A 15431-nucleotide genomic window follows, 5' to 3' on the forward strand; every position below is an offset into this window, starting at 1 on the left:
GAACGCATGGCCCCTGGAGATCCCCTGCGCAATCTCGGCGTCAGAATCACCTCGCACGGCGGCGAGCTGCGGGTCTGGTCGCAGCACGCCGAGTCGATGGAGCTCTGCATCTTCGACGAGAAAGACCCCAGCTGGATCACCAAGACGGTGCCCATGACGCGCGAGGGCGACGTCTGGGTGGGCCGCTCCCGCACCCTCGCCGTCGGCACGCGCTACGCGATCCGCGTCTCCGGCCCGGTGAGCCCCAACAACGTCTTCAACGCGCAGACCCTGCTCACCGAGCCGTACTCGCGCGGTCTCGTGCGGGTGTCGAACGACCAATGGCGCTCCCAGGTCGTCGACTCGGGCTTCGACTGGGGCTCCTCCTCGAAACCGCAGGTGCCGCTCGACAAGACCGTGGTCTACGAGGCGCACGTCAAGGGCATCAGCAAGCTCAACCCCGAGGTGCCGGCCGAGCTGCGCGGAACCTACGCGGGCCTCGCACACGAGTCGACCATCCGCTACCTCACGGATCTCGGCGTGACCTCGGTCGAGCTGCTGCCCGTGCACGCCTTCGTCTCCGAGCAGCGCCTCATCAAGCAGGGCCTCACCAACTACTGGGGATACAACACCCTCAACTTCTTCAGCCCGCACGCCCCCTACGCCACCCAGGCCGCGCAGGCCGCGGGGCCGGATGCCGTGCTCCGCGAGTTCAAGGGCATGGTCAAGCTGCTGCACGAGGCCGGGCTCGAGGTCATCCTCGACGTCGTCTACAACCACACGGCCGAGGAGGGCCTCGGCGGCCCGCGCACGAGCCTGCGCGGCATCGACAACGCCGTCTACTACCGGCAGGACGAGACCGGCGCGTACATCGACGTGACCGGCTGCGGCAACACCGTGGACTTCGGCCACGAGGTGCCCGTGCGGCTCGTGCTCGACTCCCTCGACTACTGGGCGAACGAGGTGCAGATCGACGGCTTCCGCTTCGACCTCGCCGCCACGCTCGGGCGCGACGCGAACGTCGAGTTCACCCGCGACCACCCCCTGCTCACGGGCATCGTCGAGAACCCCCGCCTGGCCGGCGTCAAGATGATCGCCGAGCCGTGGGACGTGGGCATGGGCGGATGGCAGACCGGCAACTTCCCCGACGGCTTCAGCGAGTGGAACGACCGCTACCGCGACAGGATGCGCGACTTCTGGCTCGACGACATCCGCAGCGTGCGCGAGACGGGCTCGGCGGGCTCGGGCATCGGCCGTTTCGCGACGCGTCTCGCGGGTTCGTCGAACACCTTCGCCAAGGAGCGCGGGCCCCTCGCCTCGCTCAACTTCATCACGGCGCACGACGGCTTCACCCTCGCCGACCTCACGGCCTACGACGTCAAGCACAACGTCGGCAACGGCGAGTCCAACCGCGACGGAACAGACAGCAACAACTCCTTCAACCACGGTGTGGAAGGGCCGACCAACGACCCGCAGATCCGGGCGACCCGGTTCCGCGCCATGCGCAACCTCCTCGGCACCCTGCTCCTGTCCGCGGGCGTGCCCATGCTCACGGCCGGCGACGAGTTCGGGCGCACCCAGCGCGGCAACAACAACGCCTACTGCCACGACAGCGAGCTCACCTGGCTCAGCTGGACTCGCGACGAGGGGGCCGACGCGCTCCTGGAGCACACCCGGCGGCTGCTGCAGCTGCGGCGGGAGAACCCGGCCCTGCGCCCCGTGCGCTACGGCAGCTTCGGCGAGACGATCCCGAGCGCCACCCAGATGGACTGGTACGACGGCACGGGCGAGGGCATGTCGGAGGACGACTGGAACTCCCCCGAGAACCGCACGCTGCAGTACCTCGCGGCGAGCACCCCCGAGTTCGAGGACTTCAACCGCATCCTGCTCGTCGTGCACGCGCTCGAGACCGAGACGGTCGTGACCCTCCCCAGCCACGAGGGCGTCTCCGGCTACACCCTGCTCTGGAGCAGCGCCGACGACCGCCCGGGCGACGGCGAGGGCGACGTGCTCGCCCCGGGCGACACGGTCGAGCTCACCCCCACCTCGATGAAGCTGTTCCGCGCGAACGGCTGACGGCTGAACCGGAGGGCAGCATGATGGCCAAGAGACCGGATGCCGCGGCCGGCACCCCCGCGACGGTCGCCCTGACCCGCGCCGGCGTGCCCTTCACGACCCACCCCTACGAGCACGACCCCGCCGCCGCGAGCTTCGGCCTCGAGGCGGCCGAGAAGCTCGGGGTCGAGGCCGACCGGGTGTTCAAGACCCTGCTGGCCGACACCGATCGAGGGCTCGTCGTCGGCGTCGTGCCGGTGACCGCCCAGCTCGACCTCAAGGCCCTCGCCCAGGCGGTCGGAGCCAAGCGCGCCGTCATGGCCGATCCGCAGCTCGCGGAGCGCAAGACCGGCTACGTCGTCGGCGGCATCAGCCCCATCGGCCAGAAGACCCCGCTGCCCACGGTGGTCGACGAGACGGCCGAGCTCTTCGACACGGTCTTCGTCTCGGGCGGCAAACGCGGCTTCGACATCGAGCTCGCGCCCGTCGACCTCGTGGCGCTCACGGCGGGCTCGTTCGCCGCCGTCGCCAAGTGGTGAGCGCGAGGCAGCCTCCGCTCCGACCGCGCAGACCGCGCGGACCGTTCAGCCCGCGACGGCGATGAGTCCCATCTCGGCGGGGCTGATGAGCAGCGCGTTCTTGGGCACGACCCGCACGGTGTAGCCGAAGGCGCCGGCACGGTCGAGCTCGACCGTGCCCATGTATTCCACGGTGCTCGCGTCGCCGAAGTCGGTCTGGGTGGGCTCCAGCTCACGGGTGGCCACGTCTTTGAGCTGGTCGCCGACCGTGCTGCGGCCGTAGACGACCTCCACCGCGACATCCGCCGGCGTCAGCCCGCCGAGCGCGATGTGCGCGCGCAGTCGCAGGTGGTCGCCGACCTGGGGCACGGAGTCGACGCCGCCCGACTCGACGTGCGCGACGGTGACCCGCGGCCAGGCCGCGGTCACACGCGACTTCCAGGCCGCGAGCTCACGCGCGCTGCCGTAGTGGTCGGCGCTCAGACGACGCTCGTAGCCCGCTGCGGGCACGTACAGCCTCTCGACGTACTCGCGCACCATCCGGTCGGAGTTGAGCTGCGGGGAGAGCGTGGAGAGGGTGTGGCGGATCGACTGCATCCAGCGCGCCGGAACGTCGTCGTGCTCGCGCTCGTAGAAGCGCGGGGCGATCTGGTTCTCGATGAGCTCGTAGAGCGCGTCGGCCTCGAGCTTGTCGCGCTCCGCGGCATCCCCCGCCGAGTCGGCCGTGGGAATCGCCCAGCCGTTCTCGCCGTCGTAGAACTCGTTCCACCAGCCGTCGAGGATCGACAGGTTGAGCGCGCCGTTGAGCGCGGCCTTCATGCCCGAGGTGCCGCACGCCTCGAGCGGGCGCAGCGGGTTGTTGAGCCAGACGTCGGTGCCCGGGTAGAGCACGCGGGCCATGGCGATGTCGTAATCGGGCAGGAACACCATCCGCCGGCGGATCTCGGGCTCCGAGGCGAACTGCACGAGCTTCTGGATGAGCCTCTTGCCCTCCTCGTCGGCCGGATGCGACTTGCCCGCGACCACGATCTGCACCGGGCGCTGCTCGTTGGTGAGGATCGAGCGCAGGCGCTCCGGGTCGTGCAGCATGAGGGTGAGGCGCTTGTAGGTGGGAACACGCCGCGCGAAGCCGATCGTGAGCACCGTCGGGTCGAGCAGGTCATCGACCCAGGCCGGTGCGATGCCGCCCGGGTTCTGGGCGATCCAGGCCTCGCGCACCCGGCGGCGGGCGTCGTCGACGAGCTGCTGGCGCATGACCCCGCGCACGGCCCACAGCTCGCCGTCGGTCACGGCGTCGGAGGCCCAGTCGGCGTTCGAGGTGTCGGCGGTGCCGAGCTTCTCCTGCGCGAGCGCGATGAGGTGCGGATCGGTCCAGGTCGGCGCGTGCACGCCGTTGGTGACCGAGTCGATGGGCACGTCGGCCGCGTCGAAGCCCGGCCAGAGCCCGCTGAACATCTGTCGGCTCACCTCGCCGTGCAGTCGCGAGACGCCGTTGGCGTGCTGGCCGAGGCGCAGGCCCATCACGGCCATGTTGAAGGCGTCCGGCGAGCCGCCCGGGTAGTTCTCGGCCCCGAGCGCGAGCACGTCGTCGACGGCGACGCCGGGCAGCAGCTCGGTCGAGAAGTACCGTTCGACGAGCGGCCGCTCAAAGCGGTCGATGCCCGCGGGAACGGGTGTGTGCGTCGTGAAGACGGTTCCGGCGCGCACGACCTGCAGGGCCTCGTCGAAGCTCAGGCCGTCGCCGATGAGGTCGGAGATGCGCTCGAGGCCGAGGAAGCCCGCGTGGCCCTCGTTGGTGTGGAAGACCTCGGTGTCGGGCAGCCCGTGCAGCTCGGTGTAGAGCTTCACGGCTCGGGCGCCGCCGACGCCCAGGAGCAGCTCCTGCAGCAGGCGGTGCTCGCCGCCTCCGCCGTAGAGCCGGTCGGTGACCGAGCGCAGGCTCTCCTCGTTCTCGGGGATGTCGGCGTCGAGCAGCAGCAGCCGGATGCGGCCCACCCGCGCCTGCCAGACCCGCGCGTGCAGCTGCCGGTCGTCGGGGAGCGCGAGGGTCACCTGCACGGCCGAGCCGTCGGGGTTGCGCAGCACCGAGAGCGGCAGGCCGTCGGGGTCGAGCACGGGGTACGACTCGATCTGCCAGCCGTCGGCCGAGATCGCCTGCGCGAAGTAGCCGGAGCGGTAGAAGAGGCCGACGCCCACGAGCGGCAGCCCGAGGTCCGAGGCGCTCTTGAGGTGGTCGCCCGCGAGGATGCCGAGACCGCCCGAGTACTGGGGCAGGGCCGCCGCGATGCCGAACTCCGGTGAGAAGTAGGCGATGGATGCCGGGGCCTCATCGCCGAGGGTCTGGTACCAGCGCGGCTGCTCGAGGTAGTCGCCGAGGTCGGTGAGCAGGCGGTTCGTCCAGTCGACGAAGCCCTCGTCGCCGGCGAGCTCCTCGAGCCGCGCCGGGCTCACCTCGCCGAGCAGCGAGACGGGGTCGTGACCGGTCTCGTCCCAGAGCTCCGGTGAAATGTGGGAGAACAGTTGCCTCGTCGGCTCGTGCCACGACCACCTCAGGTTTCCCGCCAGCCGTTCGAGTGCGGAGAGCGAGTCCGGGAGCACGGCGCGAACGGTGAACCGACGAATGGCCTTCATGGGTACGACTCTAGGGCGGGAAGGTTTCCAACGAGTAAAGCGGCGGTTGTGTCCAGCCCTTGTGTTGATGCCCGCACGCACTACGGTCGAAGTTGTGGAGCACAGCGAACAGTCTTTCAATGAGCACAGCCGGGGCGAGCAGAGCCGACTCGGGCGGATCCCCGTGCTCGACCTCACGCCCCGGGTCGACGACGGCCGATGGCCGGCGAAGGCCTTCGACGGAGAGGTCGTGCCCTTCGCGGTGACGGCCTTCCGCGAGGGCCACGACCTCATCGGCGTCGAGCTCGTGCTCGTCGACCCGAACGGCGAGTCGAGAACGCGCCGGATGTCGCCGGGCCCGACGGGCACGGATAGCTGGCGTGCTCTCGCCCGCCTCGACGTCCAGGGCCTGTGGCGTTTCCACGCGCGCGCCTTCGCCGACGATTTCGCGAGCTGGCTGCACACCGCCGAGATCAAGATCCCGGCCGGTCTCGACGTCGAGCTCGTCTTCGCCATGGGCGCGCAGCTGCTGACGACCGCGAGCGCCGAGAAGTCCACCGGCACCGTGAAGTCCCGCGGCTCCGCCGAGAAGCGGCTCCTGCGCGAGACGGCCGCCCGCCTCCTCGACGCGACGCTCGACGCGGAGGAGCGCTGGGCCCTCGTGACCGACGAGCGGGTGACCCGCGCCCTGCACGACCGCCCGGTCTCGAGCCTCGGCTCCGTCTCGATGACGCAGGAGATCCTCGTCGAGCGCACCCGCGCGGGCGTCGGCTCGTGGTACGAGTTCTTCCCCCGTTCCCTCGGCGCCAAGAGACGAGCAGACGGGTCGTGGAAGAGCGGCACTCTGCGCAGCGCCGCCAAGAGGCTGCCCGAGGTGCGGGCCATGGGCTTCGACGTCGTCTACCTGCCCCCGATCCATCCGATCGGCACGACCTTCCGCAAAGGGCCCAACAACACCCTCGACGCGGGGCCGAACGATCCCGGGTCGCCCTGGGCCGTCGGCGCGGCGGAGGGCGGGCACGACAGCATCCACCCCGAGCTCGGCACGGAGAAGGACTTCGCCTACTTCCTCTCGAAGGCCACGGCGGCCGGCGTCGAGATCGCCCTCGACCTCGCCATCCAGGCCTCCCCCGATCACCCGTGGGTCGCCGAGCACCCGGAATGGTTCACGACCAGACCCGACGGCACGATCGCCTACGCGGAGAACCCGCCGAAGAAGTACCAGGACATCTACCCGGTCAACTTCGACAACGACCCCGCGCGGATCCGGCTCGAGATCCGCCGGATCGTCGAGCACTGGATCGCGCTCGGCATCCGGATCTTCCGTGTCGACAATCCGCACACCAAGCCGCTCGACTTCTGGGAGTGGCTCATCCACGACGTCAACTCCCGGCACCCCGACGTCGTCTTCCTCGCCGAGGCGTTCACGCGGCCCGCGATCATGCAGACGCTCGGCAAAGTCGGCTTCCAGCAGTCGTACACCTATTTCACCTGGCGCAACACCAAGCAGGAGCTCGAGGAGTTCTTCGACTCCATCGCGCACGAGACCGCCGACTTCATGCGGCCCAACCTCTTCGTCAACACGCCCGACATCCTCACCGAGTACCTGCAGTTCGGCGGCCCCGCGGCGTACAAGATCCGGGCGGCGCTCGCGGCGACGGCATCCCCCAGCTGGGGCGTCTACTCCGGGTACGAGCTCTTCGAGAACGTGGCCCGCCCGGGCGCCGAGGAGAACATCGACAACGAGAAGTTCGAGTACCGGCCGCGCGACTTCGCGGGCGCGCTCGAGGCGGGGAGATCGCTCGAGCCCTACCTCACGATGCTCAACCGGGTGCGCTCGGAGCACCCGGCGCTGCTCCAGCTGCGCAACCTCGAGCTGCACTCGAGCGACGACGACGCGATCCTCGTCTACAGCAAGCACCTCGACGCGGAGTTCACCGCCGACGGCCGGCCCGACACGATCATCGTCGTGGTGAACGTCGACCCGCACTCGGTGCGTGAGACGATGGTGCATCTCGACCTCGCCTGTCTCGGACTCGGTGAGGCCACGAGCTTCGCCGTCACGGACCTCGTGACGGGGGCCGAATGGACCTGGAGCGGGAACGACTACGTGAGACTCGACGCCTTCGCAGAACCGGTGCACATCCTCCACGCACGGACGGCGAGCCGATGACCCGGATCCGCGAGACCACGCCCCCGGCCGACAACCTCCCCGTCATCGACCCCGCGGTGCTCGCCGCGGTCGCAGCCGGGAGCTACTACAACCCGCACGAGGTCCTCGGCCAGCACCTCGTGACCGGTTCGACGATCGCCGAGCGCATCACCGTCATCCGAGTGCTCCGCCCTCTCGCGAGCGAGGTCGTCGCCGTTCTCGCGAACCGCTCGCGCATCGAGCTCGCCCACCTCTCCGACGGCATCTGGCAGGGCTACAGCCTCATGGAGCCCCAGGACTACCTCGTCGAGAGCCGCTACCCGGGTGGCGAGGAGTGGATCGCCGACGACCCCTACCGGTTCCTGCCGTCGCTCGGCGAGCTCGATCTGCACCTCATCGGCGAAGGCCGGCACGAGCGCCTCTGGGACGCACTGGGGGCCCACTACCGCGAGCACCTCGGCATCACCGCGAGCGTCGAGGGCACCTCGTTCAGCGTCTGGGCCCCGCACGCCCGCGCCGTGCGCGTCATCGGCGACTTCAACGGCTGGGACGGCGTCGGCACGGCCATGCGCAACATGGGCAGCACGGGCGTCTGGGAGCTCTTCGTGCCCGGTCTCGAGCCGGGCAGCAACTACAAGTTCGAGATCCTCGGGCAGTCCGGCCAGTGGGTGCGGCGCGCCGATCCCATGGCCCGCTACACCGAGGTGCCCCCGGCGACCGCGTCGATCGTGGGGCAGACCCGCTACGAATGGGCGGATGCCGCGTGGCTCGCGCAGCGCGCCGCGACCGACCCGCACTCCGGCCCCATGAGCGTCTACGAGCTGCACGTCGGCTCCTGGCGTCCGGGGCTCGGCTACCGCGAGCTCGCCGAGCAGCTCATCGAGTACATCGGCGAGCTCGGCTACACGCACGTCGAGTTCATGCCGCTCGCCGAGCATCCCTTCGGCGGATCGTGGGGCTATCAGGTCACCGGCTACTACGCCCCGACCTCGCGGTTCGGGCATCCCGACGACCTGCGCTACCTCATCGACCGGCTGCACCAGGCCGGCATCGGCGTGATCATGGACTGGGTTCCCGGCCACTTCCCCAAAGACGAGTGGGCGCTCGCCCGCTTCGACGGCCAGGCGCTCTACGAGCACCCCGACCCGCGTCTCGGCGAGCAGCCCGACTGGGGCACCTACGTCTTCGACTTCGGCAGCTCGCAGGTGCGCAACTTCCTCGTCGCCAACGCCCTCTACTGGCTCGAGGAGTTCCACATCGACGGGCTGCGCGTCGACGCCGTCGCGAGCATGCTCTACCTCGACTACTCCCGCAACGAGGGCGAGTGGCTTCCCAACAGGTTCGGCGGGCGCGAGAACCTCGAGGCGATCTCGTTCCTGCAGGAGGTCACGGCGACCGCCTACAAGCGCAACCCGGGTGTCGTCATGATCGCCGAGGAGTCGACGAGCTGGCAGGGCGTCACGGCTCCCACCTCGTCGGGCGGCCTCGGCTTCGGCCTCAAATGGAACATGGGCTGGATGCACGACAGCCTCGAGTACATCCAGAACGACCCGCTCTACCGCTCGTACCACCACGGCGAGATCACCTTCTCGCTGCTCTACGCCTTCAGCGAGAACTTCCTGCTGCCGATCAGCCACGACGAGGTCGTGCACGGCAAGGGCTCGCTGCTCTCCAAGATGCCGGGCGACCACTGGCAGAAGCTCGCGAACGTGCGGGCCTACCTCTCGTTCATGTGGTCGCACCCGGGCAAGCAGCTGCTCTTCATGGGGCAGGAGTTCGGGCAGCCCTCCGAATGGTCGGAGCAGCGCGGGCTCGACTGGTGGATCCTCGACCAGCCCAGCCACCGGGGTCTCTTCGACCTCGTGACGCAGCTCAACCGCGTCTACCGCGAGAATCCGGCGCTCTGGCAGCGCGACAGCGAGCCCGGGGGCTTCGAGTGGCTCGACGGCGGCGCCGCGAGCCTCAACCTGCTCTCGTATCTGCGCTGGGATGCCGAGGGCGACCCCGTCGCGGTGTTCATCAACTTCTCGGGCAACCCCATCGGCCCCTACCGGGCCGGTCTGCCGTTCGCGGGCTTCTGGGAGGAGATCCTCAACAGCGACGCCACCGAGTTCGGCGGCTCGGGGGTCGGCAACCTGGGCGGGGTCACGGCCGTGCAGGAGCCGTGGGCCGGGCGCCCGGCATCCGCGGACATCACGATCCCGCCGCTCGCCGGCCTCTGGCTCAAGCTGCGCCGCTGATTTCCCGTTGCGCCTTAGCTTCCGGACACCCGCCCTATCGCGCACGCCCCGCGGCTGTCCGGAAGCTAAGGCGCAACGGGGGAAAACGGGTCAGTAGAGCAGGGCTGTGAGGCGGGAGCGGGCCTTGGCGACCCGGGGATCGTCGACGCCGACCACCTGGAAGAGCTCCAGCAGGCGCTCGCGCACGGTGTTCTTGCCCGCGGCGTCGAGGGTCGGGAAGATCCGCAGCAGGCGGTCGAAGGCGTCGTCGACGTGGCCGCCGGACAGGTCGAGGTCGGCGACGAGCAGCTGGGCCTCCAGCTCGTCGGGGGCGGATGCCGCTCCCCCGCGGATCTCGTCGAGGGTCTTGCCCTGCAACCGCGCGAGCAGGCTCACCTGAGCGAGCCCGGCCACGGCGAGGTCGTCGCGCGGGTTCTGCGCGATCGCGGTCTTGTACTCCGCGATGGCCGTCTGGTAGTCGCCGCGCTCGATGGCGTCGTAGGCCTCCGCGTGGTGCGGCGGCAGGGGCTCCTCGACCGGGGCGGCATCCTGCTCGCCCTCGGCGGTCTCGGGAACGCTCGCGACGCCGGTGACCCCGTTGCCCGCCGCCAGCTGGAGCACCTGGTCGAAGAGCTGCCGCAGCTGCTCCTCGGGCACGGCGCCCGTGAAGAGCTGCAGCGGCTGGCCGCCGATGACACCGGCGACCGTCGGAACGGACTGCGCCTGGAACGCGGCCGCGAGCTGGGGGTTCGCGTCGGCGTCGACCCGCACGAGAACGAGCGCGCCCGCGTAGTCGGCGACGACCCGCTCGAGCAGGGTCGTGAGCTGCGTGGACTGCTCGCTCCACGAGGCCCAGAGGTCGACGATGACGGGAACCGACATCGAGATCTGCAGCACCTGCTGAAAGGTCGCGTCGCTCGCGTCGAGCACGAGGCTCGGAACCTGCACGGTCGAGGCGGCGGGGCGGGCGGCATCGGCCCCGGGAGCGCCCGGGGCTCCGGGTGCTCCCGCGGGGCCGGCCGAGCGGTTGACGAGGCTCGAGAGGTCGACAGCGCCTCTCAGGTTGGCCGAGGACGGGGGTACAGAGGTCATGGCAGCTCCGACGACGAGGTGAGGCCGGTGCTGAAGCCGAGGAGCTTGATCTTCTCGTTCGAACCGGCCGCGGGCACATAGAAGAGTAGTTGATCGCCGTAGACGGACTGAACGCCCTTGGTGCTCGCCGTGACGCCGGAGAGCGCCTTCGCGGCGTTCTCGGGACTCACAGTGGCGCCCTCGGCGACCGGCTTGACGACCTCGGTCTCGGTGAGGTTGACGGCGACGATCGCGCCCGAGTCGTTGGTTCCGAGGGCGAGGGTCGGGCCCGTGCCGGGCGCGTTGGTGAACTCGATCGATGCGGTCGACGGCAGGGAGGCCTTCTTGGCGTTCTTCGCGTCGAGGCCCACCTGCTCGCGCAGGCTGTCGCCGTCGGCGTCGAAGAGGTCGTAGTACTGGCTGGCCTCGCCCAGGTTGAGGATGTCGCCGTAGGCCGCGGCGAGCTGCTCGGGCGGCAGCACGAGCAGCTTCACGTCGGGGGCGACGAGCGGCGCGCCGATGCTCGCGGGCGCGACATCCGGGATCGTGGCGTCGGCTTCGAGCGTGATCGCGTACTGCACCTTGTAGTTGTCGCGCGGGGTGGCCTGGGTGAGCACGAGCGCCGTGGGGGGCAGGGTCGTGTCGGCGTTCTGCGTGACCGTCATGACGGTGCGCGGCCAGCTCTCGATCGCCACCGGCAGGGTGAGGCTCAGCGGGCCCGCGGGCACGGGCGTGGGCTGCGCGAAGTCGGGGATGGCACCGCGGATGGCGTAGTTGGCCTTGCGCAGGTCGAGCGCCGGGCCGGCGAAGCGCACAGCCGCGGTGTCGGGGTTGAGGCTGGAGTCGCCGTTCGTCGCGATCGCCGAGACGTCTTTGACGATCTTCTCGAGCTGCGGAACGGTCACGACCGGCGGGATGACGTCTTCGAGCTCGGTGGCCGGGAGCTCGGTCGAGCCCGGGGTCGGTGTGGGCGTCGACGACGACGCCGGGGCCTGGAAGTCGGGCCAGAAGTCGGCGGAGCAGCCGCTCAGGGCGAGTGAGCCCACGAGCACGGCGGGCACGACGGCGATGAGCGACCGTCTCGTCGAGCGCCGGCCGCGAGGCGTCGAGGTGATCGCGCTCTTCTTGGTGGGCTTGTAACGGATGGCCTTCGGCGGCTTCGGCATCTTCGGGCCCTTGGTGATGCTCTTGCGCCGCGGCCCCTGCGAGCGGCGCAGGTGGATGAACGCCCACAGGTACAGCAGGATGCCGAGCAGCAGCAGCACCGAGCCGCCCACGATGAGCGGGCCGGCCCACGGCGTCGAGTTGTCGAGCGGCCAGCTCACGGCGAGCTTGTCGGGGGCCGGGGCGGTTCCGTCGGAGGCGACGATCACCGAGACGTCGCGGGGAACGTTCATGGGGGCGATGATGGCGTTCGCGCCCGAGTACTCCTGCAGCCACAGATCCGAGCCCGCCGGATCCGGGCCGACCACCGCGGGCTTCGGGGTAACAGCGGCGGGAGGGGTCGTGGCATCCGTCGCGGCGTCGTCGCTGGGGGTGACGATGGGAGCCGGCTCGCCGGTCACGACCGTGGAGACGAACTCGTCGGTGTCGTGGTCGTAGCTCACGACGTTGTAGGTCTGGTCGCCGAGCCACGACGTGACGTCTGCGGTGCGACCGTATGCGACGAAGATGTCGGCGGAGCCCTTCACCGACAGGGTCTGGCCTTCGGGCTTCGCGTTGAGCGCCTCGCCCTCGATGACGGTGAACGGCAGTTCGGAGTCGACTGGAGCCACGAGGGAGATGGTGTCGGGCGCGAGCAGGACCGTGCGCTGGGCGATGCCCAGCACGATCATGCCGGCGGCCACGACGAAGGCCACGATGGCTAGTACGAAACGCACGTATTTTCCTCCTACGGCACGGTTGTCGCGAAAGCCGCACCAGCCGTAGAGGCGGGACGACCACGTGTCGCGACAGGCTGTGCCTGGGTCTCGCCGGAGGTGCGGTCGCACCGACGGTCGAGTTGCTTGCAGCCGCGGGGTGTGAACAACCGCAGACACGGACTCTTCAGACTATCGGACCCCATCTGGATATGTCCTGTATTCCCGCGTGCCCTAAACTACGATTCGTTCGCCTGGCCTCCGCGCCAGACCCTTGAGACTCGGAGAAAATCAATTGGCTACCGACGAAACAGGCTTCACGCAGGTGTTCCGCGGCTACGACAAAGACGAGGTCGACAAGGCTCTGCAGGAGTTGCGCCGCGAACTCATCAAGTCGAACACGACGGCGACGGAGGCCGCCAAGGAGATCAAGCGCCTCACCGCCCGCGTCGACGAGCTCAACGCCGAGATCGAGGAGGTCGGGAGCCCGACGTTCTCGGGGCTCGGCACCAAGCTCGAGAACACCCTCCGGGTCGCCGAGGAGCAGTCGACGCGCCTCATCGCACAGGCCGACATCGATGCCGAGAAGCTGCGCAGCTCCGTCACGGCAGACATCGAGAAGGCCAAAAGGGATGCCGCGGAGCTCGCCGAGCGGCTCGTCGGCGAGGCGCAGACGAGGGCGGCCGGCATCCTCGAGGCGGCTCGGGCCGAAGCCGACGACCTGGTGGCGCGCGCCGAGGAGAACGCCGAGTTCGCCCGCCAGGACGCCCTGCGCGAGGCGGCCGCGATCCGCGGAGCCGTCGCGACGGAGGCGGCGGAGACCCGCGGGACCTCCAAGCGGGAGGCGGCCGCCGTGAGGGCCGAGGCCGACCGCGAAGCCGCCGAGCTGCGGGTCGTCGCCAACCGCGAGGCCGTGGAGGCCCGCGAGATCGCGGCGGGGCTCAATCGCGAGATCGAGCAGACCCGTTCGGAGGTGGCGCTCGAGCTCGACGGCGCACGCGCCGAGCTGCAGCGCGAGATCGAGCAGACCCGGCTCGACCTCGCGACCGAGACCGAGCAGGCGCGCATCGACCTCGCCCGCGAGACCGAGCAGGCGCGCATCGACCTGGCCGCCGAGACCGAGGGGGCACGAGCCGAGCTCGCCACCGAGATCGAGCGCGGTCGCAGCGAGCTCGCCCGTGAGCTCGAGCAGACCCGGGCAGACCTCGCCCGCGAGACCGAGCTGACCCGCGCCGACCTCACCCGCGAGACCGAGCAGGCCCGGGCAGACCTCGCGATCGAGATCGAGCAGTCCCGCGCCGACCTCGTGCGCGACAACGAGCAGCTGCGCGTCGACTACGCCGCCGAGCGCGAGCGCACGCGCATCGAGCTCGAGAACGAGCTCGCAGCCATGCGCGCGAAGGAATACGAGGCCGCCAAGGCAGTGCGGCTCGAGGCCGAGCAGGCACGCATCGACCTCGACGTCGAGCTCAAGTCCCGCCGGGACGAGGCCGAGCAGGAGTACCTCTCGCGCCACCAGGAGGCCGTCAGCCAGACGCAGAAGTACCTCGACGACGCCAACCAGCAGCTCGCCGAGGCCATGAAGCGCGCCAACGAGAAGCGCCTCGAGGCCGATGTGCTCGAGACATCCGCCTCGACCGACGCGAAAGCCATCAGGGAGCAGGCGGAGGAGCTCGCCCGCGAGACCGTCTCCAGCGCACAGGAGCGCGCCCACGCGATCGTCGAGGAGGCCGAGGAGCGCACACGAACCCTCGTGGCCGACGCGGAAGAGAGACTCGCCCAGATTAGGATGGAACGAGACGCGGTTGCCGGATACTTCGAAAGCCTCCGCGGCGTGCTGAGCCAGGCGGAGAAGGTCAACTCTGACGACTAGGGGGACTGCCTCCACGAACGATCGGGGAAGATCGCAGTGAAGATACAGAACCCCTTCAGGGTGGGCCTCATCGGCACCCTCGGTGTCGGGCTCGGGCTCCTGATCCTGCTCTCGGTCACCCAGCTCTCGACGATCCTCACCTACGTGGGCGTCGCGCTCTTCCTGGCGCTCGGCCTCGACCCCATCGTCACCTGGCTCGAGAAGCAGAAGTTCCCGCGCTGGGCCGCCATCATCACGGTCTTCGTCGCGGTGCTCGCCGTCTTCGCCGGCCTCGTGCTCGCCGTCGTCCCGGTCATCGTCGACCAGGTCTCCCAGTTCATCGAGCGGGTGCCGGCGATCATCAACAACGTCACGAGCCAGGACTGGCTCGACGCCATCAAGAGCAACCTGCCCTGGCTCGACGTCGACACGATCGTCGCGGGCGTGACGGATGCCGTCAACGACTTCGTGAAAGACCCGACCAACTTCGGCAACCTCTTCGGCGGCGTGCTCGCGGTCGGCGTCGCGATCGGCAACGGCGTCTTCGGCGTCATCATCGTGCTCATCCTGACGCTCTACTTCACGGCATCGCTCAACACGATCAAGCGGGCCTCCTACCAGCTCGTGCCCGCCACCAAGCGCGAGCGCTACGTCGACATCAGCGAGCAGGTGAGCCAGTCGGTGGGCCGCTACGTGATCGGCCAGGTCGTGCTCGGTGCCACGAACGGCATCCTGAGCTTCATCTTCCTCAACATCATCGGCGCCCCGTTCCCCGCCGTGCTGGCCTTCCTGGCCTTCATCCTCTCGCTCATCCCGCTCATCGGAACGATCTCCGGCTCGGTCATCATCGTGCTCGTGTGCCTGCTGCTTGCCTCACCGCTCACGGCGCTCGTCGCGGCGATCTACTACCTCGTCTACATGCAGGTCGAGGCATACATCCTGAGCCCGCGGATCATGAACAGGGCGGTGTCGGTGCCGGGCGCGGTCGTCGTGATCGCCGCGCTCGCGGGAGGTTCGCTGCTGGGCATCCTCGGAGCGCTCGTCGCGATCCCTGTGGCGGCCTCCATCCTGCTCATCATCAAGCAGGTGGTCATCCCCCGGCAGAACGAGCTGTAG

The 15431-nt window shown here is 69.5% G+C and carries 9 protein-coding genes; 6 read left to right on the top strand and 3 right to left on the bottom strand.

What is annotated here, in order from left to right; translation table 11 throughout:
- Positions 1-6: 6 nt before the first annotated feature.
- Together glgX and ybaK are read left to right on the top strand one after the other, a co-directional pair.
- A complete protein-coding gene (glgX, locus tag CLV54_RS06110) occupies positions 7-2055 on the top strand; it encodes a glycogen debranching protein GlgX (protein ID WP_100344044.1) in 2049 nt (682 codons plus the stop codon).
- Between the two features lie 23 nt (positions 2056-2078).
- Positions 2079-2573: a Cys-tRNA(Pro) deacylase gene (ybaK, locus tag CLV54_RS06115; RefSeq protein ID WP_100344045.1), complete on the top strand. Its 495-nt coding sequence runs from the start codon at positions 2079-2081 to the stop codon at positions 2571-2573.
- A gap of 45 nt (positions 2574-2618) precedes the next feature.
- On the opposite strand, the gene glgP is transcribed toward ybaK, so the two are convergent.
- A complete protein-coding gene (gene glgP / locus CLV54_RS06120) occupies positions 2619-5183 on the bottom strand; it encodes an alpha-glucan family phosphorylase (protein ID WP_100344046.1) in 2565 nt (854 codons plus the stop codon).
- 67 nt (positions 5184-5250) lie between these two features.
- Between glgP and CLV54_RS06125 the strand changes: the two genes are divergently transcribed.
- Positions 5251-7335 carry an alpha-1,4-glucan--maltose-1-phosphate maltosyltransferase gene (locus tag CLV54_RS06125; protein WP_100344047.1) on the top strand — a complete coding sequence of 695 codons (2085 nt, stop codon included), beginning with the start codon at positions 5251-5253 and terminating at the stop codon, positions 7333-7335.
- Positions 7332-9554, top strand: coding sequence for a 1,4-alpha-glucan branching protein GlgB (gene glgB / locus CLV54_RS06130; protein WP_100344048.1), 2223 nt, complete (start codon positions 7332-7334; stop codon positions 9552-9554). The genes CLV54_RS06125 and glgB overlap by 4 nt, the downstream gene beginning before the upstream one ends.
- Positions 9555-9644: 90 nt before the next feature.
- Here the strand turns inward: glgB and CLV54_RS06135 are convergent, their stop codons facing one another.
- Positions 9645-10625, bottom strand: coding sequence for a tetratricopeptide repeat protein (locus CLV54_RS06135; protein WP_100344049.1), 981 nt, complete (start codon positions 10623-10625; stop codon positions 9645-9647).
- A complete protein-coding gene (locus tag CLV54_RS06140; protein WP_100344050.1) occupies positions 10622-12484 on the bottom strand; it encodes a DUF8094 domain-containing protein in 1863 nt (620 codons plus the stop codon). The genes CLV54_RS06135 and CLV54_RS06140 overlap by 4 nt, the downstream gene beginning before the upstream one ends.
- A 274-nt stretch (positions 12485-12758) precedes the next feature.
- On the opposite strand from CLV54_RS06140, the gene CLV54_RS06145 reads away from it, so the two are divergent.
- Positions 12759-14336, top strand: a complete 1578-nt coding sequence (locus tag CLV54_RS06145; RefSeq protein ID WP_100344051.1) for a DivIVA domain-containing protein — start codon at positions 12759-12761, stop codon at positions 14334-14336.
- Positions 14337-14372: 36 nt separating this feature from the next.
- The gene (locus CLV54_RS06150; protein WP_100344052.1) at positions 14373-15431 is read left to right on the top strand and encodes an AI-2E family transporter; all 1059 of its coding nucleotides are present in this window, start codon (positions 14373-14375) and stop codon (positions 15429-15431) included.

This window comes from Compostimonas suwonensis (assembly GCF_002797855.1).
In the GTDB taxonomy this organism is placed as follows: domain Bacteria; phylum Actinomycetota; class Actinomycetes; order Actinomycetales; family Microbacteriaceae; genus Compostimonas; species Compostimonas suwonensis.

Coding starts and splice junctions, on each gene's coding strand:
- glgX (WP_100344044.1), top strand. CDS start 7: ATGGCCCCTGGAGATCCCCTGCGCAATCTCGGCGTCAGAATCACCTCG.
- ybaK (WP_100344045.1), top strand. CDS start 2,079: ATGGCCAAGAGACCGGATGCCGCGGCCGGCACCCCCGCGACGGTCGCC.
- glgP (WP_100344046.1), bottom strand. CDS start 5,183: ATGAAGGCCATTCGTCGGTTCACCGTTCGCGCCGTGCTCCCGGACTCG.
- CLV54_RS06125 (WP_100344047.1), top strand. CDS start 5,251: ATGCCCGCACGCACTACGGTCGAAGTTGTGGAGCACAGCGAACAGTCT.
- glgB (WP_100344048.1), top strand. CDS start 7,332: ATGACCCGGATCCGCGAGACCACGCCCCCGGCCGACAACCTCCCCGTC.
- CLV54_RS06135 (WP_100344049.1), bottom strand. CDS start 10,625: ATGACCTCTGTACCCCCGTCCTCGGCCAACCTGAGAGGCGCTGTCGAC.